This is a genomic window from Streptomyces sp. NPDC000075, from assembly GCF_040301925.1.
Taxonomy (GTDB): domain Bacteria; phylum Actinomycetota; class Actinomycetes; order Streptomycetales; family Streptomycetaceae; genus Streptomyces; species Streptomyces polychromogenes.
Map to the genome: position 1 here is coordinate 328,049 of NZ_JBEPFL010000003.1, position 26,875 is coordinate 354,923.

Genomic DNA, 26,875 nt, shown 5'->3' on the forward strand with positions numbered 1-26,875 from the left:
GGATCCCGGCTACGGCAGTGGGTCGGCGGGCCAGTTCAGGAGGCGGGCGCCGAGGGTGGCCGTCTGGAGGGTGTAGCGGGCGGGCGGGTCGGTGGGGTCGTGGGACGTCAGGCTGTGGATGCGCTCCAGCCGGTACGTCAGCGCCCGTACGCTCAGGCCCAGTCTGCGGGCCGCCTCCGCCGCCACGCAGCCGGCGTCGAAGTAGGCGGTCAGTGTCTCCAGCAGGGGTACGGCTCCGCCGCGTCCGGCCCGCAGGGGGCCGAGCACGGTCAGGACCAGGTCGGCCAGGGCGGCCCGGTCCCGGGTCAGCAGCGGGAAGACCAGCAGGTCGGCGGCGCGCAGCAGCGGTCCCTCCAGGCCGAGCCGGTCCGCGAGGCAGAGGGCGCCCAGCGCCTCCTCGTACGAGGCGGCCACCCCGGCCGTGCCGGGGTGCGGCCGTCCGACCGCGACGAGCCCGTCCGGCCCGGAGAGGGCCCGGGCCCGGCGCGCGAAGTCGGCCAGGACCCCGTCCCCGTCCCCGTCACCTTCGCCTTCGCCGGAGGCCGTGACGCAGACCAGCCGTCCCTCCTTGGCGGCGAGCAGCACCGCCCCGTCCAGCTCCCGCTCCAGCCGCCGGACCTGCGGGCTCCCGTCCGTGTAGGGGGCCGTGGCGCGGGCGACGGCCACCGTGTGGCTCCCGTCCGGGCGCAGCCCGCGTCCGGCGGCGCGCTCGGCGAGCCGGCCGGGGTCGCCACGGCCGAGGAGGAGGTCGTCGACGAACTCGCGGCGGGCCGCCTCCTCCTGCCGCACCGCCGGCCGCCAGGCCCGCTCGTACCCCTCGGCGAAGGCGTCGACGGCCTGCTCCGAGGCGTGGTCCACGGCGGCCGTCACGGGGGCCGGCACGGACCGGCCGCCGAGCGCGGCCCGGGCGGCGGCGAGGTGGGCGCCGACCAGGGCGCCGAGCCCGTACCCGGCGCCGGCGGCCCGCTCGCCGAGCTCGCGGCGGTCGTCGAGTTCCTCACGCGCGGGCCTGCGGCCGGTGGCCGCGACCTCCCGGAGCATGGTCACGTACCCGGTCAGGTACTCCTCGGGTATCTCCCGCCCCGCCGCCGTCACACCGGCCCCCGATCCGCTCGAAAAGCCCCATTCTTCCTCGCCGGGAGGGCTGTTCGGCGGTGGGGGCGTTCCGGGGCGGGGCGGTGGGCGGCCTCAGAGCACCACGAACACGATCGCCGCCGCCCCCATGAGGGCGGCGGCGAGGTGCATCGCGGGGTGGCCGTAGTCCCCGTACCAGAGCTGGCGGGCCAGTCCGCCGAGGGCGGCGAGGGCGGTGATGACGCCGATCTGGGCGAAGAGGGGGACGGCCGTGAACGGAGCCAGGCTCAGCAGCACCGAGTTCAGCCAGAAGGGTGCGGCGCCGGTCCAGCCCCGCCATTCCCGGATCGCGGACTGCATGTCCCGGCTCCCACCCTCCGCACCCGGCGCGTCCGCAACCGGAGTGCCTCGCTCAACTCGTCGGCTGTACAGCCTCCTTGGGAGCGGCGGCCGGGGCAATAGCGCGTTCGGCTAGAAAACCGAAGGCCAGGCCGAAAGTCGCCCACACCGTCGCCTGGATGGCCAGGGAGGCGAGCCGGAACTGCCAGATCAGCGCCGCCGGGAAGTCCTCCGGCACCTCGTTGATCCCCGGCAGCACCGCGTAGGAGACGGCGACGGCCGCCACGAAGGCGAGCGCGGCGATGACCGAGGCGTTCCAGTTCCCCAGGCGCGGCGCCAGCCGCCGCCCCAGGATCAGGGCGCCCGAGGCCAGCAGCACGCTCAGGGCGATCATCAGCAGGTAGAGGGTGGTCCGCCGGACGACCGTGCCGGGGTCGCCCACCGCGGGCGGATTGGCGGGGTACTTGAGGAACGGCACCAGCGCGATGGTGACGAACAGCCCGCCGCTGACCAGCGCCGCCGTGGCCCGGGGGCCGAAGCGGCCGATACGGCCGAGGGCGAAGCAGAACACGAGCGCGGCGATACCGCCGAGCGCGAGCCCGTAGAGCAGGGTGCCGGTACCGAGACCGGCCGTGGCCTGGAGGGCCCGGCTGACCGGGGCGGCCTCGGCGTGGTCGTGCGCGGCCTCGCCGGCCTCCTCGATGGCGATCGCCGCGTCCACCTTGGACTCGCCGAGCACATACGCGACGAGGAAGGCGGCGACGCCCGCGAGCAGGCCGGCCAGCATGCCCCGGACCAGCAGGGCCCGGGGGGAGATGGTGTTCACGTGGGAGCTCCTTGCGTGATCGGCAGGGGATCAGCAGGAGGTCAGTGGCAGGGGAACCCGAGCAGGTGGCGGCCGTCGTGCATCCACTCGTGGACGTTCTCGCCCTGGAAGATCGCGGCGGCGCCCTGCTCGACGCCGACGAGGTACAGCAGGAACAGGGTCACGACGGCGGCGAAGGCGGCCCAGGGGGCCAGCGCGGAGAGCGAGATGGGGGCTACGGCGACAGGGGCCGAAGCGGGCACGGCGGAGTGGGCCATGGCAGAACCTCCAGGGGAACACGCGTCCCGGTCAGTGGTGCTCTCGTCGAAGGGGGACGGGTCTGACTTCCCTCCCCCGTCGCCGCGGGAGGTTCACAGTGGCGCGACCGTGCCGGATTCTCACCGGTACTTCCGTCATACCTTCTTCATGTCGTCCGTGACGGTAGCGCGCTCCTGGCTTGAACACCACGGCGTGTGGCGGCCGTCTCACGCCCTGGGCGCGCGCTTTACGCTCTTTTTATGCCCCTGACTCCTCCGGTGCGCCTGCACCTGACCACGCCCCCGCTCGACGAGGCCGCCCGCCAGGGGCGGTTCGCGCACGCGCGGCCCTGCCCGGGACACGAGGGCCTGGCCGGGCCGGACATGGGGGACTGGGCGGGCCGCACCCTGGACGAGGTCGCCGCCGAGGACCCGGAGGCGGTCCGGCGCTGGCTGACGGACCCGGAGTTCGCCCCGCCCGGCGGCGGGGAGCCGGTGGCCGCGCTGATCACCCGTACGGGGGAGTACCTGGCGGGGCTGGAGCCCGGCCGGCACGACGCGGTGGTCGCGCAGGCCGTCGTACGGGCGGCGGTGGTGGCCGCCCTGGAACTGCCGGCGGCGGCCTTCTGGCGGCTCGACGTCCGCCCCGGCACCGTCACCGCCCTCAGCGGCCGCGCCGGCCGCTGGAACCTGCTGGTCGGGCAGGACCCGGTATGAGAAACGGGGCCCCGGCATGAGGAACGGCCCGGACCCCGCGACGCGGTCCGGGCCGAATCCGGCCGGAGCGAACGGGCGTTACGCCACGATCCAGTCGGAGGTGGCGATCACCGGCTGGACGCCGTCACGGTGGACGGTGCCCTCGATCAGGCCGTACATCCGGTCCGCCGCGAAGTAGACCTCGTTGTCGTTCTTGAGGCCGAAGGGCTCCAGGTCGACGAGGAAGTGGTGCTTGTTGGGGAGGTTGAGGCGCACCTCGTTGACCTTGGGGCAGTTGTCGAGCACGCGCTCGGCCATCTGGTTCAGGGTCTGCTGGAGCGAGTAGGAGTACGTCTCCGCGAAGGCCTCCAGCATGTGCTTACGGACCTTCTTGTACGACTGGTCCCAGTCGTAGCCGGCGTCGTCGGCGGCCAGCGCCGACTGCGCCCAGCGGGCGGTGACCTTGGTGGCCAGGATGCGGTCGTACGCCTCCTGGAGGGTCGTGTACTTGTCCTTGATGAAGCCGTGGAACTCGGAGTTGGTCGAGTTCATCACGGTCAGGTCCTTCAGGCCCGAGATGACCTGCAGGCCGGTGGTCTCGCTGTAGGTGATCTGCGCGGTGCGCACCTCCTGGCCCTTGCGGACGAAGGAGTGCTGCTCCTTGCGCGTCGGGACGGGGATCCGCTCCCAGGCGAACTCCTCGATCCGGATCTGCGCCTCGCGGATCGGGGCCTGGGAGGAGACGAAGTGCTTGGCGAGCAGGATGCCGAAGGCCTCGGGCGAGGCGATGCCGTGCTCCTTGCCGAAGGCGTACACCGTGTTCTTGGTGGTGTCGGTGGGCAGGCAGTTGGCGTTGTCACCGGTGAGGTGGACGTCGCGGAACTCGCCGCGCAGGGCGACCGAGACGTTCAGGTCGCGGATCTCGGCCCAGGAGCCGTCGCTGCCCTTGCGGGTCACCACGACGATGCGGTTCTCGGCCTTGCCGTACTGGTTCTGGCCCAGGACGTGCTTGCTCATGCTGTCTTCCTTCGGGTACTCGGGAACACGGAGTCCGTTGATCTGGATCCCGTACGCCCGGCGTCCAGCGCCCGTCCCCCGAGGAGGACGTCCCGCTCCCCGCCGTTCGGCCCCGGAGGACCGCCCCGGGACTGACGTGCATCCCGGTCCGTAGGTGCTGAGTCGTACTGAAGTACTGACGGGATTGCACCATGTGTACGGGGGGTTAACCACCGCACGGAACCTCCGAACACCGGCGCCCGGGGCTTGGGCGACCCCACAAGCGCGCAGGTCAGGCCATGTGCGCGTCCGCGACGGCGAGGGCCTCGTCCAGGATCTCCAGCCCCTTGGCCACGTCCTCGGCCGAGATGTTGCAGGGCGGGGCGACGTGGATCCGGTTGCCGGCGAGGAGGGGCCACAGGCCGCCCTTCTTCAGGGCCGCGCCGAAGGCCGCCATGGGCGCGTTGTCGGCGCCGGAGGCGTTGTACGGGACGAGCGGCTCGCGCGTGGCCGCGTCCCGTACGAGCTCCAGCGCCCAGAAGGTGCCCAGGCCCCTGACCTCGCCGACGCAGGGGTGGCGCTCGGCGAGGGCGCGCAGGCCCGGGCCCAGCAGCTCGGCGCCGGTGCGGGCGGACTGCTCGACGACGCCCTCCTCCTCCATCACGTTGATCGTGGCGACGGCGGCGGCGCAGGCCAGGACGTGCCCGGAGTAGGTCAGCCCGCCCGGGTAGGGGCGGCGGGCGAAGGTCTCGGCGATGGCGCCGGAGATGGCGACGCCGCCGAGCGGCACGTAACCGCTGGTGACGCCCTTGGCGAAGCAGAGGAGGTCGGGGGTGACGCCCCAGTTCTCGGCGGCGAACCAGGTGCCGGTGCGGCCGAATCCGACCATGACCTCGTCGAGGATGAACACGATGCCGTGGCGGTCGCAGATCTCGCGGACGCCGGCCAGGTAGCCGGCCGGGGGCACGAGCACGCCGGGGGCGCCGCCGACCGTCTCCAGGATGATCGCCGCGATGGACTGCGGGCCCTCGAAGACGACCGTGTCCTCCAGGTGGCGCAGGGCGCGCTCGCACTCCTCTGTCTCGTTGCCGGCGTAGAAGGGCGAGCGGTAGGGGAAGGGCCCCCAGAAGTGCACGACGCCGGCGGTCGCGGTGTCGTTGCCGAAGCGGCGGGCGTCACCGGTGAGGTTGATCGCGGTCGTGGTGGCGCCGTGGTACGAGCGGTACGCGGACATCACCTTGGGCCGGCCGGTGTGCAGCCGGGCCATGCGGACGGCGTTCTCGACGGCCTCGGCGCCGGCGTTGGTGAAGAAGATCTTGTCGAGGTCGCCGGGGGTGCGCTCGGCGATCAGGCGGGCCGCCTCGGAGCGGACGTCCACGGCGAAGCCGGGTGCGACGGTACAGAGCTTGCCGGCCTGCTCCGCGATGGCGGCGGCCACCTTGGGGTGCTGGTAGCCGATGTTCGTGTAGACGAGCGCGCTGGAGAAGTCGAGATAGCGGTTGCCCTCGTAGTCCCAGAAGTACGATCCCTCGGCCCCCGCGACGGCGAGCGGGTCGATGAGCTCCTGGGCCGACCAGGAATGGAAGACGTGCTTCCGGTCGGCGTCTTTCACGGTACGGAGGGCCTCGGCATCTGCGTTCATATAGCGAGGGTAGTTGTCCAGGATGTGGACAACGGGACACCTCGGTGGCGGGGCGGACGGTGGCGGGGCGGGGGAGGACTTGACGGATCGGGCCGCTCCTCCTCGACGGTGTGCGAACGGCCCGATTAGCGTCCCCCCGATCGGCCGCTCCACGGGGGAGAACGGCCGAAAACCCCTGGTGGGGGCCGTACGCTGACCTTCGGGACCCCGCTTGGAAGGCGGCGGCAGGCCCCCGCCGGGCCCCCTCCGGGACCTCTCCAGGGCCTCTCCGGCACCTCTCCGGCACCCTTTCCGGGCGGCGCGCTGCGCGCTGCCGGCGGGGCTCCGGCGCTCTTCCGGGGCGGCTGTGGCGGCCTGGTGGCCGAATCCGAGGGATTTGTCCATCCTGGTCGGGGGTAGGTGCGGCGCCGAGGGAGCGGGTGGGCCGAGACGGGAGTGCGCCGGTGGCGGAACAGACGCGGAGGCTGGTCCTGGGCGGAGCCACGGCGGGCGTCGTCACACGGTGCCGGGACTTCACTCGCAGGGCCCTCGCCGACTGGCGGTGGGCGCCGGGCAGCGAGGCCGAGGAGGACGTGCTCCTGCTGGTCTCGGAGCTGGTCACCAACGCGTGCCTGCACGCCGGGGGCCCGCGGGAGCTGGTGCTCCGCTACGGCCCGGGCGGGCGGCTGCGGGTCGAGGTCTCGGACGACAGCCCCGAGCCGCCGCGGCCCCGCGCGGTGCAGGACCGCTCCCGTCCCGGGGGCCACGGCCTGGTCCTCCTGAACGTGCTGGCGCAGAGCTGGGGGTCGGCCCCCCTGCCCGGCTCCCACCCGGGCAAGACCGTCTGGCTGGAGGTCCCCTTCCCCCTCCCGGAGTCCGAGCCGGAGCCGTAACCGGAGCCGGAGCCGGAGCCGGGCGCCGCCGTCACAGCTCCGGCACCGCGCTGAGGTCCAGGCGGGCCAGGCGGGCGGGGTCGGTGAGGATGTCCAGGGCGGTGATCAGGCCGCCCCGCACCGTGAAGGCCATGACCGACGCCGGACGCCCGTCGGCGTCCAGCGCGAGCACCCCCGGGGTGCCGTTGACCAGCACCGCGCGGCCGCCCCGCGCGAAGCGGGCGTAGGTGATCGCCTGGGAGGCGACCTCCCGGGCCCCGCGCAGCAGCGCGCTCGGCAGCAGGGCGCCGCCGTCGGAGCGGGCCGTGATGCCGGGGTCGAGGACGGCGACGAGGGCCTCGAGGTCACCGCCCCGGGCGGCCGCGAGGAAGGCGTCGACGACCTGCCGCAGCCGGGACGGGTCGGTCTCCGGGGCCGGCCCGGCGCCCTGGACGCGGCGCCGGGCGCGGCTGGCGAGCTGACGGGTGGCGGCCGTCGACTTCTCGACCAGCGGGGCGATCTCGTCGAAGGGCACGGCGAACAGGTCGTGCAGGACGAAGGCCAGCCGCTCGGCGGGGGCGAGGGTCTCCAGTACGACCATCAGCGCGATGCCGACCGAGTCGGCGAGCAGGACCTCCTGCTCGGGGTCGATCCGGTCGGGTCCGCTCACCAGCGGATCCGGCAGCCGGACGGGGGCGTCCGCGTCGTCGAGGGAGTCCTCGCGCCGGACGGCGCGCGAGCGCAGCATGTCCAGGCACACCCGGCCCACGACGGTGGTCAGCCAGCCGCCCAGGTTCTCCACGGCGCCGGCGTCGGAGCGGTTCAGCCTGAACCAGGCCTCCTGTACCGCGTCCTCGGCGTCGCTGAGCGAGCCCAGCATCCGGTAGCCCACCGCCCGCAGATGGGGGCGGTGCTCGTCGAACCGCCGTGCCAGCTCGTCCTTCTCGTTCACCCGTCACGCCCCCGTAGTGATCTCCGGATCCCCCGATCGACGCTAACGAGACCCGCTCGCACGGCACACCGGGACGGCCGAGTTCGTCAGGTCGTCACACCCATGCGCGCCGTCACACCCATTCGCGCCGGGCCGCGCGCAGGCCCGCCTCGAAGCGGCTGCTCGCGCCGAGACGTTTCATCAGCTCCGCCATCATCCGGCGGACGGTCCGCAGGGACAGGCCCAGCCGGCGGCCGGCGGCCTCGTCGGTGAGCCCGGTGCCCAGCAGGCGCAGCAGCTCCTTCTCCTGGCGGGTCAGGCCCTCCTCGTCGCGGTCCTGGCGGGTGCCCAGCGGCACGGCCGACTCCCAGACCCGGTCGAACAGCCCGGCCAGGCCGACGACCACGCCCGGCTCGGCCAGCTGCACCGCGCCCTTGCGGGTGTTCTCCGGGTCGGCCGGGACGATGACCGTCCTGCGGTCGAAGAGGAGCATGCGCACCGGCAGCGAGGGCGCGGTGCGCACCTCCCCGCCCAGGTCGGTGAGCCACTCCGCGTACTCGGTGGTGACCGCGTCGTTGCGGACGCTGTCCAGGTAGACCGTGCGCATCCGGACGCCGCGTTCGAGGAGGGCGCGGTCGAGCGGCTTGCTGGCGGCGAGGCTCGCCCGGGACTGCGCCCCGCCGGGGTTGAAGGTCAGGCACTCGGAGACGGCCTCGGCGGAGAGCTCCCGGATCCGCTCCTGCACCGCCTCGACGCCGAGGAACCGCTGGGCGACGGGCTGGGTCCGGCCGGCGTAGAGCTCGCTGTAGGTGCCGACCAGCTCGGCCATCCCGGCCTCGCAGCGGGCCACGGCCTCCTGCCTGCCGGCCAGTTCCCGCTTGCGTTCGTTGAGCAGGTCCCGCAGGCCCAGCGCGGGGTCGGCGGGCCGCAGTCCGCCGCTCGCGTCCGACCGGTGCAGGAGCCGCAGGGCGGTCAGCCTCTCCACCGCCGCCTGCGCTTCGGCCGGCGTGATGCCGAGCCGGTCCGCGATCTCCCGGGTGCCCCAGTCCCGGTTGGCCAGCAGGAGCCCGTACACGTCCGCCGTTCGCGCGTCCAGCCCCAGGGGCTCCAGCATGGCCGTTCCTTCGGTCCCCCGCCGCCCCCTCCGGACGGGGCCGCGCCGATACGGTCCAACCTATGAGACGCCGCAGGTGGACGGCTACTTCGGGGCCTTGCGGGGCGTGGGGCTGGCACCGAGCTGCCACGGGGTCCTTCCTGCCAGCGGATCCGCTTCCGCCCGGGGCCCGGCGTCGCGCAGGCTGGACGTCCGTGGTCACCCACACGGACGGAAGGCGAGGGGATCCACCATGGCCATCAGCGTCGTCCTCGGCGGCAGCCGGGCCCTCTACCTGGAGGCGCTCGCCGAGGCCCTGCGGTCCTCCGGCGGCATGGAGGCGGTCGTCGCGGGAAGCGGAGCCCGCCCCCTCCTCCCGCTCGTCCACCGCCGTGCGCCCGACGTCGTCCTGCTGGAGGAGACCCCGGTGGGGGACGACGCGCTGCGGCTCGCCTCGGCGGTGCGGGCCGGGGCGCCCGCGTGCGGGATCGTGCTCATGATGGCCGGCCACCGCCCCGTGGCGGTGGGCCGCGCGATGGCGGCCGGGGTGCACGGCATCGTCCCGACCGATACGGGCCTGCCGCAGCTGATCGCCACGCTCAGGAGCGTGGCGGCGGGCTGCGTGACGATGGCCCCGTCGCCGGCCGGCCCGGCGCCGGGAGCGGGTGCCGCGGGGGCCGGCCCTGCGGCGGGGCTCAGCGCCCGGGAGCACGAGGTGCTGCGGCTCACGGCCGGCGGGGCCACGGTCAAGGAGATCGCGGCGGAGCTGTGCCTGGCGGCCGGTACCGTCCGCAACGTCACCTCGGCCTCCATGAAGAAGCTCGGCGGCCGCAACCGCTTCGACGCGGCCCGCATCGCGGCGGAGCAGGGCTGGCTCTGAGGCGGGGAGGGGCCCGTCGTCCGGCCCGCCTTCAGTCCCTCGTCCCCCGGCCCGCCCTCAGTCCCTCGTCGTCCGGCCCGCCCGCAGCCCGGAGAGCGCGGTTCCGCCCCACAGCACGGCCGCGCAGCCGAGCCCGGGCACGTACGACCAGGCCTGCCCGTCCGCGCCCAGCCCCAGGACGGCGACGGCGGCGAGGCCGACGGTGGCCAGCATCGCGGCGCCCACCAGGCGCAGCACCGGGGCGCGCAGGGTCCGGGCCAGCGGGAAGAAGTGCGCGCCGACGACCAGGGCCGACCAGCTCAGCATCATCTCGGGGCGGTCCAGGGTGGTGCGCAGGACGTTGTTGCCCGCGCCGAGCACGGCGACCTCGACCAGCAGCACGGTCAGGAACTTCGGGCCGCCACCGCCCGGCGGCGGCGGAACACCCGGCTCGTCGGCGGGGGTGGCGCGGGCCAGGAGGAACAGGCGGACGACCGTGGCGGCGCTCGCGGCGAACAGGAGCGCGCCGGCCGCGAGGACGTACGGCCGCGCCGCGCCGTGGACGACGGCCTGCCCCAGGGCGAACCACATCACGCCGAAGCCGGTGCCGATGAGCGAGGCCCGGCCGCCGCCTCGGAACTGCTCCCGTCGGGTCCGCAGGACGGGACGGACGGCGGTCTTTTCCACGGGTGTTGCCTCCTGAGTGCACCGGGTCCCCCGCATGCTCGGCCGTGGGAGGAGCCCGGGGCAAGGCTCTGGGGGAAGGTGCTGACACGGATCACGCGAGGTCGTGACACTTGTCATCCGGAAGACCCGGCCGGAGCCGGTTCCCCGGGAACGGCGAAGATCCGGTCCAGGTGGTGGCGCAGTACCGCCGTGGCCGACTCGGGGCCGCGCTGGCCCACCAGGATGCTCGTCCCCAGGGTCCCCGCCATGGCGAGCAGGCTGACCGCCTCGATCCGCGCGTCCGCCCCGGGGTCGGCCAGCCCCGCCGCCTGCGCGCCCGCGATCAGTCCGGCCAGAGCGTCCTCGGCGGCGTCCGGATTGTCGATGAACGGCTGGGCGGCCAGGGCCTCGTCGGTCACGGAGAGGATCGCGTACGAGGAGTAGAGCAGGTGGAAGACGCGGCTCTCCTCGTCGGTGGGCAGTGAGGCCAGCACCAGCGCCTCGGCGGTCGCCCGGGGGCCCGGGGCGGGGCCGGCGGCGGCGAGGCGGGCGCCGACGCGGGCGGTGAACCGGTCGGTGAGGTGCTGGAGCCCGTAGAGGAGCAGCTTCTCCTTGGTCTCGAAGTAGTACTGCACCAGCCGCAGCGACACCCCGGCCTCGGCGGCCACGTCCCGCATGCCGACGGCGTGCAGCCCGCGCCGCCCGGCGACCCGTACGAGCGCCTCCGCGATCTGGCCGCGCCGTTCCTCGTGGTCCACGCGCTTGGGCATTCCCGCTGTCTCCGTTCGTCCGCCGCATCTTCATGGTACCGCTGTACCACCAACATGGTACGGTCGTACCACGAAGAACGGATCAAGGACCGAGAACGGATCCCCACCGGGAGGTAACGCCGTGCCCGAGAACGCCAGGAACATGCAGAAGGCGCCCCGCGTCCGCCGCGACATAGGCCGCTACGTCAGCGACGAACTCCGCGACCGCTACTTCGAGGCCTGCGACGCCCTCTACGCGATGGGCGCCCCGGCCCGCTGGGAGAGGGACGTCGAGACCAGCTTCGGCACCACGCGCGTCTACCGCTACGGACCCGCCGACCCGGCCGCGGAGTCCCGTACGCCGGTCGTCCTCATCCACGGCTCGGGCGGATGCTCCGCGCAGTGGTACCCCAACACCCCCGCGCTCAGCGCCGAACGCCCCGTCTACGCCCTCGACACCCCCGGCGACCCGGGGCGCAGCGTCCAGCGCGAGGTCATGTGGCAGCCCGAGCGCGCCGCGCAGTGGATGGACGAGGCCCTCGACGCGCTCGGCCTCGACCGGATCCACCTCGTCGGCTCCTCCTACGGCGGCTGGCTCGTCATCAACCAGGCCCACCTGCGCCCCGGCCGGCTCGCCTCGGTCACCGCCCTCGACCCGGGCGGCCTGGAGAAGGTCGGCCTGCGCTTCTTCGTCTGGATCTTCGCCAGCCTCTTCGCCACCTTCGCCCCCAAGGCGCTGCGCCCGGCCCTCGCCAAGTGGCTGGAGCAGCCGGTCCTGGTGGTCCCGGAGCTGCGGCGCTGGATCCAGGCGGGCGTGCGGGCGTTCCGGATCCGCCGCCCCGCGCCGCTGCCGCTGTCCGACGCGGAACTGGGCTCCATCCGCACGCCGTTCTACCTGATCATGGGCAAGCGCAGCCTCCTGGTGCGCCCGAAGCGGCAGCTGGAACGGGTCCCGCGGCTCATCCCGGGCGCCCGCGCCGAGATCATCGCGGCCACGGGCCACGGCCCCCAGATCGACCACCCGGACGTGGTCAACGCGCGCATGCTCACGTTCATGGACGACGCCGACACCCTGGAACACTCCGCCGCCTGACGGCCCGCCCGCCGGGCTTCTGTGACCGCGTGCCCCGCACGGTCGTTTGCCATCCACAAACGATCACGACGCGGAGGCCGGCCATGACCCAGCAGCGGACGACGGAGTCCAGGCAGCCGACCCTGGAGAACCCCGGGGACGTACGCGCGGCGGCCCGCTCCCTCGCGGAAGGCCGGGCCGTCGCCCACGGCTTCGGCAACTTCTACGCCCTCACGGCCCGGCCCGACCGGGAGGTGGTCGAGCGCGTCAACCGCATGAAGGGCCGCCCGCCCGCCCAGGTCGCGAGCGTCACCACGGTCCGCGCGCACATGCCGTCGCTCTTCGACTGGAGCCGGCTGCCGACCGCGGTGCGGCGCAGGCAGGTAGAGGACCTCATCGAAGACCTCTTCTCCCTCGGCCCGTTCGGCTTCCGCGGGCCGGCCGCCACCCGTGTCCCGGGCCACCTGACCGCCGTCCAGGACGGCGTGCCCACCGTGCGGCTGATCGCACCGGGCCACCGCTGCCCCTCCAACGGCTTCCTGGCCGAGGCCCTGGACCGCACCGACGGCGAGTTCCTCGCCGTCACCTCCCTGAACCCCTCCCGGCACCGCACGGGCGCGGAACACGAACCGGCCCACTGGCGCGCCGAGGGCGTCCTCGCCGACTTCGGGCGGGAACCCGGCGTCACCCTCCTCGCCCACGACGACGAGGCCGCCGCCCGCCACCGCCACCCCCACCACGCCCCGACGTCGACGACGGTCCTCTCCTTCCACCACACCACCGCCACGGGCCGCTCGGGCCTGCCCGCCCTGACCCTCGAACGGCACGGCTCCCTCTCCGCGTCCCACACCCGCGCGGTGGCCGCCAACCACGGCTTCGCCCTCACCCTCGCCCCCCGCGCCCACCACCGCCTCCCGGCCCGCACCTACCCGACCCCCGCCTGAGCCCCTGCCCCCGGGCCTCCGGGGCTCCGGGTGCGGGTCCTGGTGAATGCGCGGATGCTGGGGGGTGCGGGCACACGCAAGGAGGAACCCATGTCGATGCTCGACAAGCTCAAGGGCCTGCTGAAGGGCCACGAGGACACCGCGCGGCAGGGAGTCGAAAAGGCCGGCGACGCCTTCGACGCGAAGACCGGCAACAAGTATCAGAGCCAGGTCGACATGGCCCAGCAGAAGATCAACGAACAGCTGGGCACCGACAACCCCCAGAACAACCCCCCGCAGACCTGACCACCGCCCCGCCCCGCACCATCCGAAGGCCCAGGCCCCGGCCTGGGCCTTCGCGTACGGGCGGCGGCCGCCTTCCGGCGGCTCGCGCGGCACGATCGGGCCTCGGAGCACGACGCCTGCCGGCCACTGCCGGTCGTTCCACCAGCGGTCGCCCCCGCAGCCGTTGCCGGTGGGCGTACTCGCCTCAAGCCCGCTCGGGGGGCGTGCCGGCTTCGGCGGCGCGGCGGTACTCGGCGTTGATGCGCTGGGCCTCTTCGAGCTGGTCCTCGAGGATGATGATGCGGCAGGCGGCCTCGATCGGGGTGCCCTGGTCGACGAGTTCGCGAGCGCGGGCGGCGATGCGGAGCTGGTAGCGGGAGTAGCGGCGGTGACCGCCCTCGGAACGCAGCGGAGTGATCAGGCGGGCCTCGCCGATGGCGCGGAGGAAGCCCTGCGTCGTGCCGATCATCTCGGCGGCCCGGCCCATGGTGTAGGCGGGGTAGTCGTCGTCGTCGAGACGGTCGTACGAGTCGTCTGCTGTCATTTGCACCTCTCCGTGAAACGCGTGGAAACGCATAGAGGGGCCCTGGTGCCAGTACTGGCACCAGGGCCCTGAAGGAACTACTACACCACCTGCCGGCCCTGATGAAGCGCCGGCCTTCTGTGTCCGCACACCCGGCCTCGTGATTGCCGTCGGTGCGGGGATCGCAGCTGCTTGACCGAAGACCACCTCGCTATCGATGTCCCGCGGTACCCGGACTCGACTTCCGCCCGGGCGATCCTGATGGCGCCGTGTTCCTCCTTCTTTCCTCGCTGATCAACTTCTCGTCCTGCGGATACGTACCGCTCTCGGAGGCCCCTGATCACTGCGGGCCGCCCGGTGCGGCTGCCAGTTTCGTCACCGTCCTGCGAAAGCCGTGGCTCCGAAACTCCGCCGCCGCACCGTCCTGCTTGCCGGCAGTTCGTCTCTGCCAGGCCCGGTCGTCTCTGCTGGTTACGAAAGAAAACATAGCTCGGCAAGGCTCCGATGTCTACTGTGGCCGCGATAGATTTTCGTGTCCCGGCCCGACAGGTGCGGCGTGCCCGGTGGGAGTGCGGAGCGGTCGCGAAGGGGCGGCGGCCCCTGCACCTGCGCGCCCCCGCTCGTCCCGCCCATCCGGCAGGACGACCCGCGGCCGGGGTGGGGCGCCCCGTAGGATCGGGTGTCATGTCGAAGATTGACGAGCTGCTCGTTGACGTCGCCAGGCTGGTGGAGTCCGGGCAGAGCAACCAGATGTCCCTTACCGTCGTGACGGGGGGCGCCGTCATCACAGGCCGGCTGGCACCCGAAGCGGTGTGGCGCCAGCGGGTTTCGGAGGTCCTGGCGGACTCCGACCGGCTGGCCGAGTTCTCCGCCGTCTTCGCCTCCGCGGCGGCGAAGGACGGGCCGCCCACACACCTGCACTTCCATCTGGCGCGGATCCTCCAGGGCACCGTGGGGATCCCGGAGACGGGCGGGATGTACCGCGTCTCGATCGCGGACATCAGCGCCTGGACCATCGGCGACGTCAGCTACTCCGATCACTGACCGGCTCGTACCGGAAAACTCCGGCAGAGGCTGAGAGGTGCCGGAATCGCGGGAACCGGCTGAATGGAATCCGACGGAACGCGAGAGCCGGGCGGTCCGGGCCTGAGGCCGGCATCATTGACGGAGAGGCGCTGAAAGCGGGCCGCGGTTATCCGAATGCGCGTGCCCGTCTTGGGAAATGAATACGGCTGGGGCCCGCACCCCGAAGGGTGCGGGCCCCAGCCGTATATGACGCGTCAGCGTCAGGCGGGAACGATGTTCTCGGCCGTCGGGCCCTTCTGGCCCTGCGCGACGTCGAAGGAGACCTTCTGTCCCTCCTGGAGCTCACGGAAGCCCTGGGTGGCGATGTTCGAGTAGTGGGCGAACACGTCGGGACCGCCACCCTCCTGCTCGATGAAGCCGAAGCCCTTTTCCGCGTTGAACCACTTCACGGTGCCAGCGGCCATGTCATATCTCCTCGGGGCAGTGCAGTGGAATCCGCACCTTGCGGACACCGTGTCGCCGCAATGATTCCCTGCCCGGAAAACGACCGGAATGCAAATTCTCGGGTACCAGAACCGCAACTTTTTTGACGGTAGCACGGCGATGCGGTCCGTGCGGGTTCGCTTTTTCACTCGCGTGTGTCGCCGATAAAAACTCTCCCTGGGGCGCCGCCTAAAATCTCCGTCCGCGAAAGCAGCTTGAAAGCCGCCGAGCCATGTGAGCCGGATCGTGGGGAAGTTGGGGGCACGTGACCGGACGCGGCTCGTGATCGGGGCGTACCGGTCTGGACAACGACGAAGGCCCAGGTCGCTTGACCTGGGCCTTCGTTGAAGAGCGGATGACGGGAATCGAACCCGCGCTATAAGCTTGGGAATCACCCGACACTTGGAAGCGCAAATGGCATCTGACCTGCGAAAACGACCGCAGGCGTCCCCGCTCTGGCTGTCTCGTCGGAGCCCGTGGTGACCGCTGTGTACCGGGCCTACTGGCACGTTGTGGCACGCCCTCCGCAAGGCACCGAGGCTCCTACAGGAAGGCGGCGATGGCGCCCGCAGCGGTGGCGATGACCCCGACCGCTGTCCAAAAGATCATGCTCTTCCAGAAGGCGTGCTTGTCTGGAGGCTCGGCACCGGCGTCGGACTGGTTGCTCGACATCTGGTCGCCGTAAGCCCAGTTCAGCTGTGCGTTCCCGGACAGGTTGATGTTGATGACGGGCACGCCTGGCTGCTTCGGCGAGCTACGGTTGGTGCTCAAGTAGTTCTCCTTCCGATGGTGGACTGCTTGCAGGTGAGGCAGCTTTGCTTGCCGGCGCGCGGCCTCAGCCTGGGATTCTGTGGGGTGCGGCGATGTCGCACCCCACAGAGGCTCTGGTGTCTTCTCGACGCACACCTAGCTGACGGGTGCATCTATCTGTGGGGTGCTACGCCCTCGGTGGATGTGCGGGGGCAGGAGTGTGTAGCGGTTGCTGTGGGTGTAGCCCCTCGGGCTAGTAGGCGCCGACTTGAAGGTCTTCTTGACCTCGATGAATCCCTTGCGGGCCAACTCCTTGAAGCCTCGCTCGGTCGTGTCGGCCGACCAGCCGTACCAGTCCGGAGTCCGCTCGGGCGGCAGCTCGAAGCCTGGGCGCTCACAGCTCAGGACGAGGAGCATGGCCAGGCCTGGCAGACCTAGATCATCGATCGCTCTCGAGTCCCACAGGTCACGGGAGATTTTCAGATACGGGTCTCGGTTCTCCCGGCCGGGGCGGGTGTACTCCCCGCCTCGGCCGTCCTCACGCAGCAGGGTGACCCTGATGTCGTGCGTGCCAGGGACTCGGCCGTAGTTGATCAGTCGGCGTTTCTGAAGGCGGTCGAAGATCTTGTTGACCGCCGCCCGAGCGCCTGTCGGCTCCGCTGTTGCCGTCGCGCCGATTGCCCTGGCCCAGACAGAGCTGTTGAGCGTTGTGCTCCAGCCGTCCAGGTCGGAGCTGGTGATCGCGATGATGAAGAGGTATGCCTTCAGCCCGCGCGCGTCCCGGCCCTGCACGAACTGGGCGAGGAGGCTATGCCGGCTCTCCGCTCGTGGCGGGAGCTGCACGAAGTCGCGCCGAACGGGGACATGACTCCGGTGTGTCGCCTTCCGGTCCAAGAGGAACTTCTGGGTCTCAGCGACTCCGGCGGCGACCTGCTCCGGAGTGAGTCCCTCCCACGATGTTTGCTCACTCACAGGCGTCACCATCGCACCTCCGGCTGTCCGTACTCAAACTCTGACGCTGAGACAGTTGCTTGTCTCAGCGGGTTCTTTGGGAAATATCCTGTAGACAGCTAAGTGGTGCATGACTCTGGGATGCCATGGAAATTCCGGAGGAGGGGGCAGCGCCGGTCGCGCTCAGCGGGGAAGGCCAGTCGTGTCGGCGAACCTAGCTGCACCACTCAGCGGCCATGCCCCATCATTCCGTCGGCACAAGGCAGTTCGACCGCTGGGGAGCCGTCCTCGTGGGCGCTGTCGCCATCCGCGGCGGTCCACCGTGACAGCTGGGCGGCGGGGGGCCACCTGCTGGTGCTGGAGGCTGATGGTCTTGTTGGGCGCCTCCGCCTCCGTGCGCCAGGAGGAACTTGCCGAGCTGCGCCGCGCCGGCGTCGACCTCGCAGTGGGCTTGGTTCCTGTACGCAAGGCTGCTGGCGGAGCTGAACGCGAGCAGCCGGGTGATCTTCCATCGCACGAGCAGCGGCGTCAGGGCATTGGCGTAACCCGTGTCAGGGGCTTCATCTGGTGGATCCGGACCTGGTTGTCAGCACGACGTGCGATCCTCCCGCCATGGCGGATCGCATACGGCTGCTAAAGGCCTTGGGGGCGCGGCGGCGGCGCAAGGCGTTCACCCAAGCAGACAAAGAGGCTGCAGACATGCAGGCTGCGCTCATCAAACTCGGCATCCGGAGGCCGGTTGCGGCCCGAGTGCGCATCGCGCTGCGGTTCAACGCGTGGGCACTGCAATTTGGTGACCCGGACTTCTTCGTGCGCTTCCCGCTGATGCTGATGGGCGTGGCCTGGGCTGGTGGAGTCCTCCGGCTGGCAGTCGATGGGGGCCGGACGCTCGCCGGTCTCACGGTGAGGGATGACGCTCTTGGGGCCCTAGTCGACGAGGTCGATAGGACCCCAGGGATCATCGTCGGCACGTATGCTTTTGTCCTCATTTTCATGGTGCCGTTGATGGTGGTCTGCTACTTCCTGATTCTCTTCGGCCCGATGGCTTTGGCGTATATGGCGTGGGCGCGCGCCTATCCGGCGGGGGTCGTGGACATGGGGGTTCACGCCATGGACCGGAGGTTCGGGCTGGTGGCGAAGGTTGCGGAGGCTGTCGCGGCGTGTGGAGCAGCGTACGGGGCAGGTGGCTCGCGTCGAGCGACGTCGCTCCGCCGGAATGTGGCGGCGAAGGTCGCGGTACTGGAGACGATCCTCTTGCGGGCGCCGCGAAGCCGGGGAACGGTTCCGTTCCGGTCGCACCGGCGGAAGGCGCTGCGTGCCCATGCGCGGCTTGTGGCATCGCGTCTGCGGGTAGCGGAGGCTCGGATGGACGTCGATGGCGACGAGGCACTGCCGGAACTCGCAGAGCTGATGCTCACCGTGGCGGAGCGGTACACAGACGGCCGGGTTGCCGCGCTTCTGGACCAGCAGGAGCTGGAAGGCATCGAGCCTGTGCGGGATCGCGAGCCGGTGCGGGTGGCCGCGGTCATCCTGCTGACCGTGGCGGGTGCTGTGGGCGTCTCGTCGCTAGGCCTTCCTGCGGCGGCGGAGGGGCCGGCGATTGCTGGTTTCGGTCTGCTTGCGCTGATGCTCGTGTACGGGCGGCGAGCCCGACGCCGGTATGACCTGCTGACCGTGTTTGGCGGAGGCGGAGCCCGGTAGGTCCGGTGGACACGGCGACGCCCCATGTCGGGAAGCCGACCGAAGACGATGAACGGAGCGGGGCTGAGTTGGGCGCGGACATGGCTGGCGTGTCTGATGCTGAGGCCGGGACTTCGGCTTACACAAAGCCCGCAGTGCGGGCCGCTCGCTCGCGGAGCTCGGACTTCGGGGACCCCGCTGTATCGGCGCAGGCGGACGCGTATGTCTTGGGGGGCGGCCTGGACTCTCACAGAGCGGATGCCGTCGGCGGAGTCGAGGAAGTGTCGCCAGGTGGCCATGGCGCCGACGACATCGCCTTGGCGGAGACGGACGCCGCCGAGGTCGGCGAGGACGATGGCGCGGGTGCAGCGGCGGTCGAGGCCGTGGATGTCGAGGGCGAGGTGGAGGTGCTTCGCGGCGTAGGCGTACGAGAGTCCTGCGACGACGACGTGAGGTGCGACGCCGGACGATGTGAGTCATCCAAGGCCCACGGGGCGGTCCGATGCCACCGCCCAGCCGCGCATTTTCTACGACGTCGGCGTGAGCGTGAGGGGCTGAGGTTCGCTGAAGACGACGATCCCGGCCGCATCGAGGCCTTCTCGTTGCAGCCGCTGCCGGGCCGTGGGCGGTGGAGCGGCGTGGGCGATGCCATCGTCGGAGTTGTCGATCGCACCGTATGAGTACTGCAGGTCGAGGGTCGGTGTCGGGATTCGTACGTCGGCTGTCCACGTTCCCTTCTGGCGGTCAACGGTGGCCGTTTCCGCAGGAAAGCTGAACTGTAGATCGCGCCGCGTGACCAGTGCGAAGACTGCCTGACCGGGCGCGAGGCCGCTCACGCTCCCCGCGAAGTGCAGGATGACGCCGCCCTGGCGCTCGGGATCGGCGGACTGACCGACCACGCCGCCCTTTACCTCGGGCATCGACCCCGTTCCGCTCGACGGGCGCGGCGCCACAAGCCCGCTTGGCGTGGCCTCGTACGGGACCCTCGTGCTGGAAGCGCTGGATTCGGCAGCCGCGCCACTGGATGTCGGAGTTACGCCGGCGATGGTCGGGGGTGGTGTCTCGCGCCGGTCTCCGCCTTCTCCGGCGAGCAGGGCAGCGACAATGGCTGCCACCCCGGCGATCACTGCGGCGAGGAGGGTCTGCCAGCGATGCGAGCCGGACAACATCCTCTGAAGACGTGACGCAGACCGCTGAGGAGGAGAAGCGGTGCCACCCGGTGACGTGCCCGGATCGCTTCCTTCCTCTGGATCTGAAGAGGGTGTGCTGGTCATCTGCCTCGCCTTATTCGACGGACCTCCAGCTTGCCCATAGGAACGCCGGGCTCATCCGTAGCCACGCCGATCGGCTCCCCGCAGGCAGCACGGCGGAAGCGCTGGCAGCCCCCGATGTCCGTTGCGAGGAACCGTCGGCACATGCCGTGCGCTGGACCAAGGCCCAGCCGGGACCACACCCTGGCGGTGTGTGGTGCAGGCCACGTGCAACACGTCTCAGGATTTGGGATTGTCGGACGTGCGGCGGCGCGGGTGGCTCCTCGATGCCCAACCTGACGCCTCGTTACGGCACTTATGGCACGCGAATGGCACGCTAGGCTCGATAGGTCTAGACAACAAACAAGCCCCAGGTCGCTGACCTGGGGCTTTTTCGTGGAGCGGATGACGGGAATCGAACCCGCGCTATAAGCTTGGGAATCTACTGCGCGGAACGTACTCGTACTGGTCCTGACCTGCGTAAACAGGCCCCACCGGGCCCCTCTCGAAGGCACTCCGGAATCCGGTTCTGACCGCTGTTGACCGCCCCTAAGGGCACGGTTGGGGCACGCCATTCCCGGTGGCGGCCTGAAGATGCCGTGAGCTGCCCGGATCGCTGGTGAGCGGCTCCTGCCGGTAGCCGGCCAGTGTCCGGGATTGCTCCAGCAAGCCCGGCGGTCTACCAGTCGTGCACCGTCGGGGCGTCCTCGCAGCTCAGCGGGCGGTGTGTCGCTGTGCGACCGATACTCGGTCGTGTGGGCAAGCCATCCGTAGGTACGTCGATGCGGCTGAGTGGTCGGCAGGCGGTCGTGGTGAGACCGTTCACCCAAGACGACTCCGTCGCGGCACTGACCTGTCTGCTCCACCGCGCCTACTCCGGCCATGCCGCTGAGGGCCGGGTCTTCTTCGCCTCGTACCAATCGGTGCAGGACACGGCCTACAGGCTGGGCCGGGGTGAATGCTGGGTAGCCCTGCAGGGGACCGACCTGGTGGGAACCGTGACGGTGGCGGCTCCGTACGAGGCCCCGGAGGGCTATCCGGCGGGGGACGGCTCGGGGTCGTTCTGGCAGCTGGCTGTGGACCCCGCTTACCGGGGGTCGGGCCTGGGGCAGCGGCTGCTGTCCTTGGCGGAGGAACGCATTGCCGCGCTGGGGTCCGATGCGGTGGTCATCGATACATCGGTCGAGGCCGCCGAGCTGATCGGCTGGTATCGCCGGCGCGGCTACGAGCCGGTGGGAACGTGGCAGTGGGATGTGACGAACTACGACAGCCTGGTCCTGCGGAAGGGGCTTGCACCGGCCGGATGCGGGCGGTGACGAGGGTGGTCGGTGCCCCCTCCGGTGGGGGCACCGACCACCTGTGCCTGGCGCTACCGCTCGAGGACGCGGGCGGCATCCTCGGTGGCGATGGCCAGTGCCTGGTCAAGGGCCTCGGTACGGCGCCCGCCGGCGCTGGCGACGGTGCCCTTGCCTCCGGCCCCGCCGCCGACGCTGCGGGCGGCGGCGGTGAGGATCTGGCTGGCCTGGATGCCGGTGTCGTGGAGGCTGCGGGTGACGGCGGCGGCGAGGTGGGCCTTGCCGGTGTGCCCGGTGGCGAAGACGACGACGGCGTGGCCGCCGTTGAGGAGATCGGCGGTGTGGGCGGCCAGAGTGCGGAGCTCGTCGGGGCCGAGGTCCGTCACCTTCTGGGTGACGATCTGGCCGCCGGCGACCTTGCGGGCTGAAGCGGCGAGCTGCTGGGCGCGGCTCCGCAGCTCGGTCTCGCGGAGACGGGCGAGCTCTTGCTGGGCGGCGCTGAGAGCGTCGAGCCGCTTGCGGAGGGTCTCGGGGGCGTCCTTGGGGCGGGTGCCGAGGAGGGCGGAGACCTCGTCGAGCAGGCGGCGCTCGGTGTCCTGGTTGCGGAGGGTTCCGTGGCCGGTGAGGGCTTCGATGCGGCGGAGGTTCGAGCCGATCGATCCCTCGCTGAGCAGGCGGAATGCGCCGACTTGGGAGCCGTGGGCGACGTGGGTGCCGCCGCACAGCTCGCGGGAGAAGTCGCCGATGTCGACGATGCGGACGGTGTCGCCGTACTTCTCGCCGAACAGGGCGATGGCACCGGCCGCCTCGGCTTCGGCGCGGTCGGCATGCCAGGCGCGGACGGCCGGGTCATCCAGCACGTGGCCGTTGACGGCGGCCTCGATCTGGGCGAGCTGGTCGGGGGTGACGGCGGAGAAGTGGGCGAAGTCGAAGCGCAGGCGGTCGGACTCGACGAGGGAGCCCTGCTGGCGGGCGTGGTTGCCGAGGGTGGCGCGGACGACGGCGTGCAGGATGTGGGTGGCCGAGTGGGAGCGCATGAGGCCCTTGCGGCGGTCGGCATCGACAGCGGCTTCGCCCCTCGCCCCGGTGCGGAGCTCGCCTTCCAGGACACGCGCGCTGTGGACGCGGAAGCCCTCCAGGCCATACCGGGTGTCCGTGATCCGCAGCAGGGTGCCGTCTTCGGTCCGCAGGGTGCCGGTGTCGCCGACCTGGCCGCCGGCTTCGGCGTAGAACGGCGAGCGGTCGAGGACGAACTCGATGTCGGAGCCCTCGGGGGCGCTGGTGGTGACGGCCCCGCCGGAGATCAGGCCGAGCACGGTGACCTCGGCGGTGAGGTGCTCGTAGCCGAGGAAGTCGGTGCGCGGCAGGTGGGCGGACAGCTCCCGGTAGGTGTCCTGGCGGCGCAGGGCGTCGGCGGTCTTGGCCTTGCCGCCGGTCTTGGCGCGCTTCCGCTGCTCGTCCAGGAGCGTGGCGAAGCGGTCTTCGTCGACGGTCAGGCCGGCGTCGTGGGCGGCCTCGACGGTCAGCTCCAGGGGGAAGCCGTAGGTGTCGGCGAGTTCGAAGGCGGTCTCGCCCGGCAGTGAGCCGGAGCGGCTTTCCCGGGTGCGGGTGATCGTGGCGTTCAGCAGGCGGGTGCCCTGCGCGAGGGTACGGGTGAAGGACTCCTCCTCGGCGGTGACGACCTGCTCGATGAGGTTGGCCTGGTCGGTGAGCTCCGGCCAGACGTCGCCGAGGTTGGCGATCACGCTGGCGGTGGCCGGGGCGAGGACGGGCTGGTCGATGCCGAGCAGGCGGGCGTGCCGGATGGCCCGCCGCATGAGGCGGCGCAGGACGTAGCCGCGGCCGTCCTTGGAGGGCAGGACGCCGTCGGCGATGAGGTAGGCGATCGAGCGGGCGTGCTCGGTGACGACCTGGAAGGAGACCTTCTCCTCGTCGCTGCCGGGGTAGTCGCGGCCGGCGAGCTCCCGGACGGTGTTCAGGGTGGGCCGGAGCAGGTCGGTGGTGCAGACGTTCTCGACGTCCTGGAGGATCGCGGCGAGGCGGTCGAGGCCGAGGCCGGTGTCGATGCTCTGCTGGGCGAGTTCGCCGAGGATCGGGAAGTTGCCCTTCTTGTCGCCCTCGCCGCGCTGGTACTGCATGAAGACGAGGTTCCAGATCTCCACGTAGCGCTCGCCGTCGATGGCGGGTCCGCCCTCGCGGCCGAAGGCCGGTCCTCGGTCGTAGTTGACCTCCGAGCAGGGGCCGCAGGGGCCGGGGACGCCCATGGACCAGTAGTTGTCCTCCATGCCGAGGCGCTGGATGCGCTCGGCGGGGACGCCGATCTTGCGCCAGAGCTGCTCGGCCTCGTCGTCGTCCTCGTAGACGGTGATCCAGAGCCGGTCCTTCTCCAGGTTGTAGCCCTGGGTGAGGAGTTCCCATGCGTAGGCGATGGCGTCGGTCTTGAAGTAGTCGCCGAAGGAGAAGTTGCCCATCATCTCGAAGAACGTGGCGTGCCGGTTGGTGCGGCCGACGTTGTCGATGTCGGAGGTGCGGGCGCACTTCTGGATGGTGGTGGCGCGGGGGTACTCCGGGGTGACCTCGCCCAGGAAGTAGGGCTTGAACTGGTTCATGCCGGCGTTGGCCAGCAGCAGGGTCGGGTCGGAGGGGATGAGGGGGCTGGACGGGACCTCGCGGTGGTCGCGCGAGGTGAAGAAGTCCAGGAAGGTGGAGCGGATCTGCGTCGAGCGCATGGTGGTGTGGCCCTCACGGAAGAGTCGTGGAGAGGTGGGGGTTGATCACACGCCGAGCCGGGCCGAGAACAGGGACTGAGAGGTTCTCAGTTCTCCAGCTCGACGCAGATAGCTCGCGCCCCCACGGTGTAGACCATGACTCCTGATCCGTTGCTCACAGGTGGTGCAGCAGCCCACATGGACGCGATCATCCTGTGCGCGCTGCACCACCCAGAGTAGCGGGTCAGGCATCAAGATCGCTTGCTGTTCCGGTGGGGAGGCTCTGCTCCCGCCAGAAGGAGGAGCAGCACGTCGGCGAGCGCTGCCGCGTGCGGCAGGACGAGGTTGGCGCCGGCCTGGCTGAGGGCGTCGGGACCGGCGAAGCCCCAGCCGGCCCCGACGGCTCGCACGCCTGCCGCACGGGCGGCGTGGACGTCGGGCTCCGTGTCACCGACGAACACGGCGTCCGCCGGTGCGACGTCGAGCTGCCGCAGGGCGAGGAGCAGCCCGTCGGGGGCGGGCTTGGGGGCCGCGTCTTCGAAGCAGACGATGGTGTCGATCAGGTCGAGGATGTCCGGCGGCACCAGCCAGCCGACCCGGCGACGGCTTCGCAGGGTCACGATGCCCGTGGCGACATCCGCGGCCCGCAGGGCGGTGAGGGTTTCGCCCACGAACGGGAAGACCTCGGTTCCGAGGCTCGCTGTTGCGGTGGCCGCGTCCCAGCCGTCGTCGTTGATCGCTCCGCTCAGTCCGAGTTCCGCCAGGACCTGCTGGCGCGGCACGGTCGCGGCGCCGGTGGGGAGGTCTGCGACGGTGACGCGGCGGTCGAGCGCGGAGGTTGCGAACCCTGCCAGGGTGGCGAGTTGGGCGGCGTGGCTGTCGAGGAGGACCCCGTCGAGGTCGAAGAGCACGGCCCTCTTCATGCGGCATCACCACCTTGAGAGGGCGGCAGGTCGGCCTCGGTGAGCAGGGAGTGCAGGGTGACGCGGTGCTCGGCCAGCAGCATGCGGCCCCCAAGCGGGCGCTCCAGTACGCACAGCGCGTCGGTGACCGGAGCCCCGGCGATCCGCAGGGTGCGGGCCATCTTCAGCAACTGGCCGCCGGAGCGGACCACGTCGTCGACGAGGACGGTGCGACGGCCGGTGTGGGCGGCGCCCTCGATCTGGCGGCGGGATCCGTAGCCCTTGGGCCGTCGACGCAGGAAGACGGCGGGCAGCCCGGTGGCGGCGGACAGGGCGACGACGAGGGGGACGCCGCCGAGCTCGATGCCGGCCAGCAGTTGGGCGTCGCCGGGCACGAGTTCGGCCAGGGCGGCGGCGGTGTCGCGCAGGAGTGCGGGTTCGGCGGCCAGCCGGTACTCGTCGAAGTAGGAGTCCAGCCGGGCGCCGTCAGCGAGGTGGAACGGGGCGGTGACGCAGGCGGTCTCGGCGAGCCGAGCGGTGAGGCCGGCCCGCGTAGGGCTGGTGGTCATGCTCCTCCGATCGGGGCTGTGTCGAGCGTGGCCAGGCAGGTGCGGAAAGCGTCGGCGGACTCGATGGGGGTGAGGAAGCCGAGGGGCCGCGTCGGGGTCTCGTACAGCCACTTCTCCTGCCGCAGGAACGCGAGCAGGCGAAGGGCGGCCGGCCCGGCGAGGAAGACCGGTACGGGCCGGATGGTGGTCGCGTAGTACAGGGCGGCGGTGAGCTCGTGCAGGGTGCCGACGCCGCCACCCATCGCGACGACGAGATCGGCGTATCTCAGGTAGTGGTTGATCCGTGCGCCGAGGTCGTGGAGGTGGACCGAGCTGGTGGCATGTGGGTTGAACGGTCCCCACTCGTCGTGCTTTCCAGTCAGGGTGACCGCGGTGACCGTGGCTCCCTCGGAGCTCGCTCCGCGGGCGGCGGCCTCCATCAGCCCGTTGTAGCCGCCGTGCAGGAGCGAGTAACCGGCCTGGGCAAGGGCCCGGCCGATCTCCTCGGCCAACCCCTCCTCCTCGGCGGAGGCGGGGACGACGCCGCCGAAGAACACGGCGGTCAGGCCCTCGCGGGCCCAGCTGGTGGCCGGGCCCGCGAGGTGGAGTGCGTTCACACCAGCTCCTGGTAGGTGCGGTACGCGGCGATGGGGTCGCCCAGGCCGTCGAGGGCCTCGGGGCAAGCCCGCTCGACCAGCGCGAGCACCCGCGCGATGGCCGCGTCGACGTCGCCGGCGAGCGGGACGGCCGGGCCGCTGATCGCCGCGTCCAGATCGCCCAGGCAGGCCCGGCCGATCGGGGTGACGGCGATCTCCTCGCGCAGCTGGTACCAGCCCCAGAACCGGGACGCCGGGGCCAGGGCGGCCTTGATGAGGTCCTTCGTCGCGGTGTGGAGCCGGTGCCACTCCGAGTACGCGACGAAGCGCTGGCCCCGCTTGATGCGCTTGTGCAGCAGTACGGCCAGCACCAGGTGCTCGATCAGCAGCTCGGTGCACGTGCGCGGCCGGGCGAGGAACTCCGTGGCGAACCGCTCGGCCGTCAGGACCGCCTCGGGGCCGGCGGGGGACGGCCTGCGGTCGAGGATCGAGGCGGTGGCGACCGTCGCCCGCAGGCGCGGGATGCGCGTGGCGGGCACGAGGTAGAGGTCGATCTGATGCAGTGTGCCGTCGTCCGGGACGAGGAAGACCATCCCGACGCCGCCGAGGTCGGCGACGATCGTGTCGCGCCAGCCGGGCAGCAGCGCGCCGGCCTCGATGGACATCAGGTCGTCCAGGGCCCTCACGAAGGCGGGCAGCTGGGCGTCGTGGACACCGACGACGAAGTCGACGTCGGAGAGGCGGTCGGCGGTGCCGTGGGCCAGCGAACCGCGGACCATCAGGTGGGTGACGGCCTGCGAGGTGGCCAGGATGTCGGCGAGGCTCGACAGGAGCGGTAGCTGGGCCGGTCGGTTGGCCTGGGTGAGTTCGGCCAGGTGCAGGGTGGGCATGCGCGTCCTCCGTTCGGATTCCGGCGGGTTGGACT

General features: G+C 71.4%; 29 protein-coding genes. 9 read left to right on the plus strand and 20 right to left on the minus strand.

Annotation, left to right across the window (positions count from 1 at the left end):
- Positions 1-9 precede the first annotated feature (9 nt).
- The 4 genes from ABT403_RS05710 to ABT403_RS05725 all read right to left on the minus strand — a co-directional run bounded on the left by ABT403_RS05710 (position 10) and on the right by ABT403_RS05725 (position 2,496).
- Positions 10-1,041 (minus strand): PucR family transcriptional regulator, encoded by a 1,032-nt coding sequence (locus ABT403_RS05710; protein ID WP_344160839.1) that lies wholly within the window; start codon positions 1,039-1,041, stop codon positions 10-12.
- A gap of 147 nt (positions 1,042-1,188) precedes the next feature.
- Positions 1,189-1,434 carry a hypothetical protein gene (locus ABT403_RS05715; RefSeq protein ID WP_344159967.1) on the minus strand — a complete coding sequence of 82 codons (246 nt, stop codon included), beginning with the start codon at positions 1,432-1,434 and terminating at the stop codon, positions 1,189-1,191.
- Positions 1,435-1,486: 52 nt separating this feature from the next.
- A complete protein-coding gene (locus tag ABT403_RS05720) occupies positions 1,487-2,239 on the minus strand; it encodes a CbtA family protein (protein WP_344159965.1) in 753 nt (250 codons plus the stop codon).
- Between the two features lie 41 nt (positions 2,240-2,280).
- Complete coding sequence (locus ABT403_RS05725; protein ID WP_344159961.1) at positions 2,281-2,496, minus strand: CbtB domain-containing protein; 216 nt, start codon at positions 2,494-2,496, stop codon at positions 2,281-2,283.
- A gap of 240 nt (positions 2,497-2,736) precedes the next feature.
- Between ABT403_RS05725 and ABT403_RS05730 the strand changes: the two genes are divergently transcribed.
- Positions 2,737-3,192 (plus strand): histidine phosphatase family protein, encoded by a 456-nt coding sequence (locus ABT403_RS05730; RefSeq protein ID WP_344159958.1) that lies wholly within the window; start codon positions 2,737-2,739, stop codon positions 3,190-3,192.
- A 78-nt stretch (positions 3,193-3,270) separates the two neighbouring features.
- Here ABT403_RS05730 and pucL read toward each other — a convergent pair whose 3' ends face one another.
- Positions 3,271-4,188, minus strand: coding sequence for a factor-independent urate hydroxylase (gene pucL, locus ABT403_RS05735; RefSeq protein WP_344159955.1), 918 nt, complete (start codon positions 4,186-4,188; stop codon positions 3,271-3,273).
- 271 nt (positions 4,189-4,459) lie between these two features.
- Entirely contained in the window at positions 4,460-5,809 is a 1,350-nt protein-coding gene (locus tag ABT403_RS05740; protein WP_344159953.1) for an aspartate aminotransferase family protein, read from the minus strand.
- 443 nt (positions 5,810-6,252) lie between these two features.
- Here ABT403_RS05740 and ABT403_RS05745 point away from each other — a divergent pair, with 443 nt between their 5' ends.
- Entirely contained in the window at positions 6,253-6,681 is a 429-nt protein-coding gene (locus tag ABT403_RS05745; RefSeq protein WP_344159950.1) for an ATP-binding protein, read from the plus strand.
- Positions 6,682-6,712: 31 nt separating this feature from the next.
- Here the strand turns inward: ABT403_RS05745 and ABT403_RS05750 are convergent, their stop codons facing one another.
- Positions 6,713-7,612, minus strand: coding sequence for a sigma-70 family RNA polymerase sigma factor (locus ABT403_RS05750; RefSeq protein ID WP_344159947.1), 900 nt, complete (start codon positions 7,610-7,612; stop codon positions 6,713-6,715).
- A gap of 112 nt (positions 7,613-7,724) precedes the next feature.
- Positions 7,725-8,705: a LuxR C-terminal-related transcriptional regulator gene (locus tag ABT403_RS05755; protein WP_344159944.1), complete on the minus strand. Its 981-nt coding sequence runs from the start codon at positions 8,703-8,705 to the stop codon at positions 7,725-7,727.
- Positions 8,706-8,937: 232 nt separating this feature from the next.
- Between ABT403_RS05755 and ABT403_RS05760 the strand changes: the two genes are divergently transcribed.
- Entirely contained in the window at positions 8,938-9,564 is a 627-nt protein-coding gene (locus ABT403_RS05760; protein WP_344159941.1) for a response regulator transcription factor, read from the plus strand.
- A gap of 57 nt (positions 9,565-9,621) precedes the next feature.
- Here ABT403_RS05760 and ABT403_RS05765 read toward each other — a convergent pair whose 3' ends face one another.
- Positions 9,622-10,230, minus strand: coding sequence for a hypothetical protein (locus ABT403_RS05765; protein WP_344159939.1), 609 nt, complete (start codon positions 10,228-10,230; stop codon positions 9,622-9,624).
- Between the two features lie 113 nt (positions 10,231-10,343).
- Positions 10,344-10,979: a TetR/AcrR family transcriptional regulator gene (locus tag ABT403_RS05770; protein WP_344159936.1), complete on the minus strand. Its 636-nt coding sequence runs from the start codon at positions 10,977-10,979 to the stop codon at positions 10,344-10,346.
- A 142-nt stretch (positions 10,980-11,121) separates the two neighbouring features.
- Here ABT403_RS05770 and ABT403_RS05775 point away from each other — a divergent pair, with 142 nt between their 5' ends.
- The 3 genes from ABT403_RS05775 (at position 11,122) to ABT403_RS05785 (ending at position 13,259) form a co-directional block, all read left to right on the plus strand.
- On the plus strand, positions 11,122-12,051 hold the full coding sequence (locus ABT403_RS05775) for an alpha/beta fold hydrolase (RefSeq protein WP_344160837.1): 930 nt from the start codon (positions 11,122-11,124) through the stop codon (positions 12,049-12,051).
- Positions 12,052-12,134: 83 nt separating this feature from the next.
- A complete protein-coding gene (locus tag ABT403_RS05780; RefSeq protein ID WP_344159933.1) occupies positions 12,135-12,974 on the plus strand; it encodes a hypothetical protein in 840 nt (279 codons plus the stop codon).
- Positions 12,975-13,064: 90 nt separating this feature from the next.
- Entirely contained in the window at positions 13,065-13,259 is a 195-nt protein-coding gene (locus ABT403_RS05785; protein ID WP_344159930.1) for an antitoxin, read from the plus strand.
- A 184-nt stretch (positions 13,260-13,443) separates the two neighbouring features.
- Here the strand turns inward: ABT403_RS05785 and ABT403_RS05790 are convergent, their stop codons facing one another.
- Positions 13,444-13,782 (minus strand): MerR family transcriptional regulator, encoded by a 339-nt coding sequence (locus tag ABT403_RS05790; protein ID WP_344159927.1) that lies wholly within the window; start codon positions 13,780-13,782, stop codon positions 13,444-13,446.
- 663 nt (positions 13,783-14,445) lie between these two features.
- On the opposite strand from ABT403_RS05790, the gene ABT403_RS05795 reads away from it, so the two are divergent.
- On the plus strand, positions 14,446-14,805 hold the full coding sequence (locus tag ABT403_RS05795; RefSeq protein ID WP_344159924.1) for a GvpU-like protein: 360 nt from the start codon (positions 14,446-14,448) through the stop codon (positions 14,803-14,805).
- Between the two features lie 242 nt (positions 14,806-15,047).
- Here the strand turns inward: ABT403_RS05795 and ABT403_RS05800 are convergent, their stop codons facing one another.
- From ABT403_RS05800 to ABT403_RS05810, 3 genes are all read right to left on the minus strand, one after another.
- Complete coding sequence (locus ABT403_RS05800; protein ID WP_030495900.1) at positions 15,048-15,251, minus strand: cold shock domain-containing protein; 204 nt, start codon at positions 15,249-15,251, stop codon at positions 15,048-15,050.
- A 562-nt stretch (positions 15,252-15,813) separates the two neighbouring features.
- The gene (locus ABT403_RS05805) at positions 15,814-16,041 is read right to left on the minus strand and encodes a hypothetical protein (RefSeq protein ID WP_344159918.1); all 228 of its coding nucleotides are present in this window, start codon (positions 16,039-16,041) and stop codon (positions 15,814-15,816) included.
- Between the two features lie 135 nt (positions 16,042-16,176).
- Complete coding sequence (locus ABT403_RS05810; RefSeq protein ID WP_344159915.1) at positions 16,177-16,992, minus strand: hypothetical protein; 816 nt, start codon at positions 16,990-16,992, stop codon at positions 16,177-16,179.
- 591 nt (positions 16,993-17,583) lie between these two features.
- Here ABT403_RS05810 and ABT403_RS05815 point away from each other — a divergent pair.
- Positions 17,584-18,672, plus strand: coding sequence for a hypothetical protein (locus ABT403_RS05815; protein WP_344159912.1), 1,089 nt, complete (start codon positions 17,584-17,586; stop codon positions 18,670-18,672).
- A 506-nt stretch (positions 18,673-19,178) separates the two neighbouring features.
- Here ABT403_RS05815 and ABT403_RS05820 read toward each other — a convergent pair.
- Positions 19,179-19,571: a hypothetical protein gene (locus ABT403_RS05820; RefSeq protein WP_344159909.1), complete on the minus strand. Its 393-nt coding sequence runs from the start codon at positions 19,569-19,571 to the stop codon at positions 19,179-19,181.
- 1,085 nt (positions 19,572-20,656) lie between these two features.
- On the opposite strand from ABT403_RS05820, the gene ABT403_RS05825 reads away from it, so the two are divergent.
- On the plus strand, positions 20,657-21,217 hold the full coding sequence (locus ABT403_RS05825; RefSeq protein ID WP_344159906.1) for a GNAT family N-acetyltransferase: 561 nt from the start codon (positions 20,657-20,659) through the stop codon (positions 21,215-21,217).
- 53 nt (positions 21,218-21,270) lie between these two features.
- On the opposite strand, the gene alaS is transcribed toward ABT403_RS05825, so the two are convergent.
- The 5 genes from alaS to ABT403_RS05850 all read right to left on the minus strand — a co-directional run bounded on the left by alaS (position 21,271) and on the right by ABT403_RS05850 (position 26,840).
- Positions 21,271-23,925: an alanine--tRNA ligase gene (gene alaS / locus ABT403_RS05830; protein ID WP_344159903.1), complete on the minus strand. Its 2,655-nt coding sequence runs from the start codon at positions 23,923-23,925 to the stop codon at positions 21,271-21,273.
- 230 nt (positions 23,926-24,155) lie between these two features.
- Complete coding sequence (locus ABT403_RS05835; protein ID WP_344159900.1) at positions 24,156-24,827, minus strand: HAD family hydrolase; 672 nt, start codon at positions 24,825-24,827, stop codon at positions 24,156-24,158.
- A complete protein-coding gene (locus ABT403_RS05840) occupies positions 24,824-25,375 on the minus strand; it encodes an orotate phosphoribosyltransferase (RefSeq protein WP_344159897.1) in 552 nt (183 codons plus the stop codon). Before ABT403_RS05840 ends, ABT403_RS05835 begins: the two co-directional genes overlap by 4 nt.
- Positions 25,372-25,971: an LOG family protein gene (locus ABT403_RS05845; RefSeq protein ID WP_344159894.1), complete on the minus strand. Its 600-nt coding sequence runs from the start codon at positions 25,969-25,971 to the stop codon at positions 25,372-25,374. The genes ABT403_RS05840 and ABT403_RS05845 overlap by 4 nt, the downstream gene beginning before the upstream one ends.
- A complete protein-coding gene (locus tag ABT403_RS05850) occupies positions 25,968-26,840 on the minus strand; it encodes a hypothetical protein (RefSeq protein ID WP_344159891.1) in 873 nt (290 codons plus the stop codon). The genes ABT403_RS05845 and ABT403_RS05850 overlap by 4 nt, the downstream gene beginning before the upstream one ends.
- Positions 26,841-26,875: the final 35 nt, after the last annotated feature.

Excerpts from the sequence above, each read along its gene's own strand:
- ABT403_RS05710 (WP_344160839.1), bottom strand. The coding sequence starts at position 1,041 with ATGCTCCGGGAGGTCGCGGCCACCGGCCGCAGGCCCGCGCGTGAGGAA.
- ABT403_RS05715 (WP_344159967.1), bottom strand. The coding sequence starts at position 1,434 with ATGCAGTCCGCGATCCGGGAATGGCGGGGCTGGACCGGCGCCGCACCC.
- ABT403_RS05725 (WP_344159961.1), bottom strand. The coding sequence starts at position 2,496 with ATGGCCCACTCCGCCGTGCCCGCTTCGGCCCCTGTCGCCGTAGCCCCC.
- ABT403_RS05730 (WP_344159958.1), top strand. The coding sequence starts at position 2,737 with ATGCCCCTGACTCCTCCGGTGCGCCTGCACCTGACCACGCCCCCGCTC.
- pucL (WP_344159955.1), bottom strand. The coding sequence starts at position 4,188 with ATGAGCAAGCACGTCCTGGGCCAGAACCAGTACGGCAAGGCCGAGAAC.
- ABT403_RS05740 (WP_344159953.1), bottom strand. The coding sequence starts at position 5,809 with ATGAACGCAGATGCCGAGGCCCTCCGTACCGTGAAAGACGCCGACCGG.
- ABT403_RS05755 (WP_344159944.1), bottom strand. The coding sequence starts at position 8,705 with ATGCTGGAGCCCCTGGGGCTGGACGCGCGAACGGCGGACGTGTACGGG.
- ABT403_RS05760 (WP_344159941.1), top strand. The coding sequence starts at position 8,938 with ATGGCCATCAGCGTCGTCCTCGGCGGCAGCCGGGCCCTCTACCTGGAG.
- ABT403_RS05770 (WP_344159936.1), bottom strand. The coding sequence starts at position 10,979 with ATGCCCAAGCGCGTGGACCACGAGGAACGGCGCGGCCAGATCGCGGAG.
- ABT403_RS05775 (WP_344160837.1), top strand. The coding sequence starts at position 11,122 with ATGCAGAAGGCGCCCCGCGTCCGCCGCGACATAGGCCGCTACGTCAGC.
- ABT403_RS05780 (WP_344159933.1), top strand. The coding sequence starts at position 12,135 with ATGACCCAGCAGCGGACGACGGAGTCCAGGCAGCCGACCCTGGAGAAC.
- ABT403_RS05785 (WP_344159930.1), top strand. The coding sequence starts at position 13,065 with ATGTCGATGCTCGACAAGCTCAAGGGCCTGCTGAAGGGCCACGAGGAC.
- ABT403_RS05790 (WP_344159927.1), bottom strand. The coding sequence starts at position 13,782 with ATGACAGCAGACGACTCGTACGACCGTCTCGACGACGACGACTACCCC.
- ABT403_RS05795 (WP_344159924.1), top strand. The coding sequence starts at position 14,446 with ATGTCGAAGATTGACGAGCTGCTCGTTGACGTCGCCAGGCTGGTGGAG.
- ABT403_RS05800 (WP_030495900.1), bottom strand. The coding sequence starts at position 15,251 with ATGGCCGCTGGCACCGTGAAGTGGTTCAACGCGGAAAAGGGCTTCGGC.
- ABT403_RS05815 (WP_344159912.1), top strand. The coding sequence starts at position 17,584 with ATGGCGGATCGCATACGGCTGCTAAAGGCCTTGGGGGCGCGGCGGCGG.
- ABT403_RS05820 (WP_344159909.1), bottom strand. The coding sequence starts at position 19,571 with ATGCCCGAGGTAAAGGGCGGCGTGGTCGGTCAGTCCGCCGATCCCGAG.
- alaS (WP_344159903.1), bottom strand. The coding sequence starts at position 23,925 with ATGCGCTCGACGCAGATCCGCTCCACCTTCCTGGACTTCTTCACCTCG.
- ABT403_RS05835 (WP_344159900.1), bottom strand. The coding sequence starts at position 24,827 with ATGAAGAGGGCCGTGCTCTTCGACCTCGACGGGGTCCTCCTCGACAGC.
- ABT403_RS05840 (WP_344159897.1), bottom strand. The coding sequence starts at position 25,375 with ATGACCACCAGCCCTACGCGGGCCGGCCTCACCGCTCGGCTCGCCGAG.
- ABT403_RS05850 (WP_344159891.1), bottom strand. The coding sequence starts at position 26,840 with ATGCCCACCCTGCACCTGGCCGAACTCACCCAGGCCAACCGACCGGCC.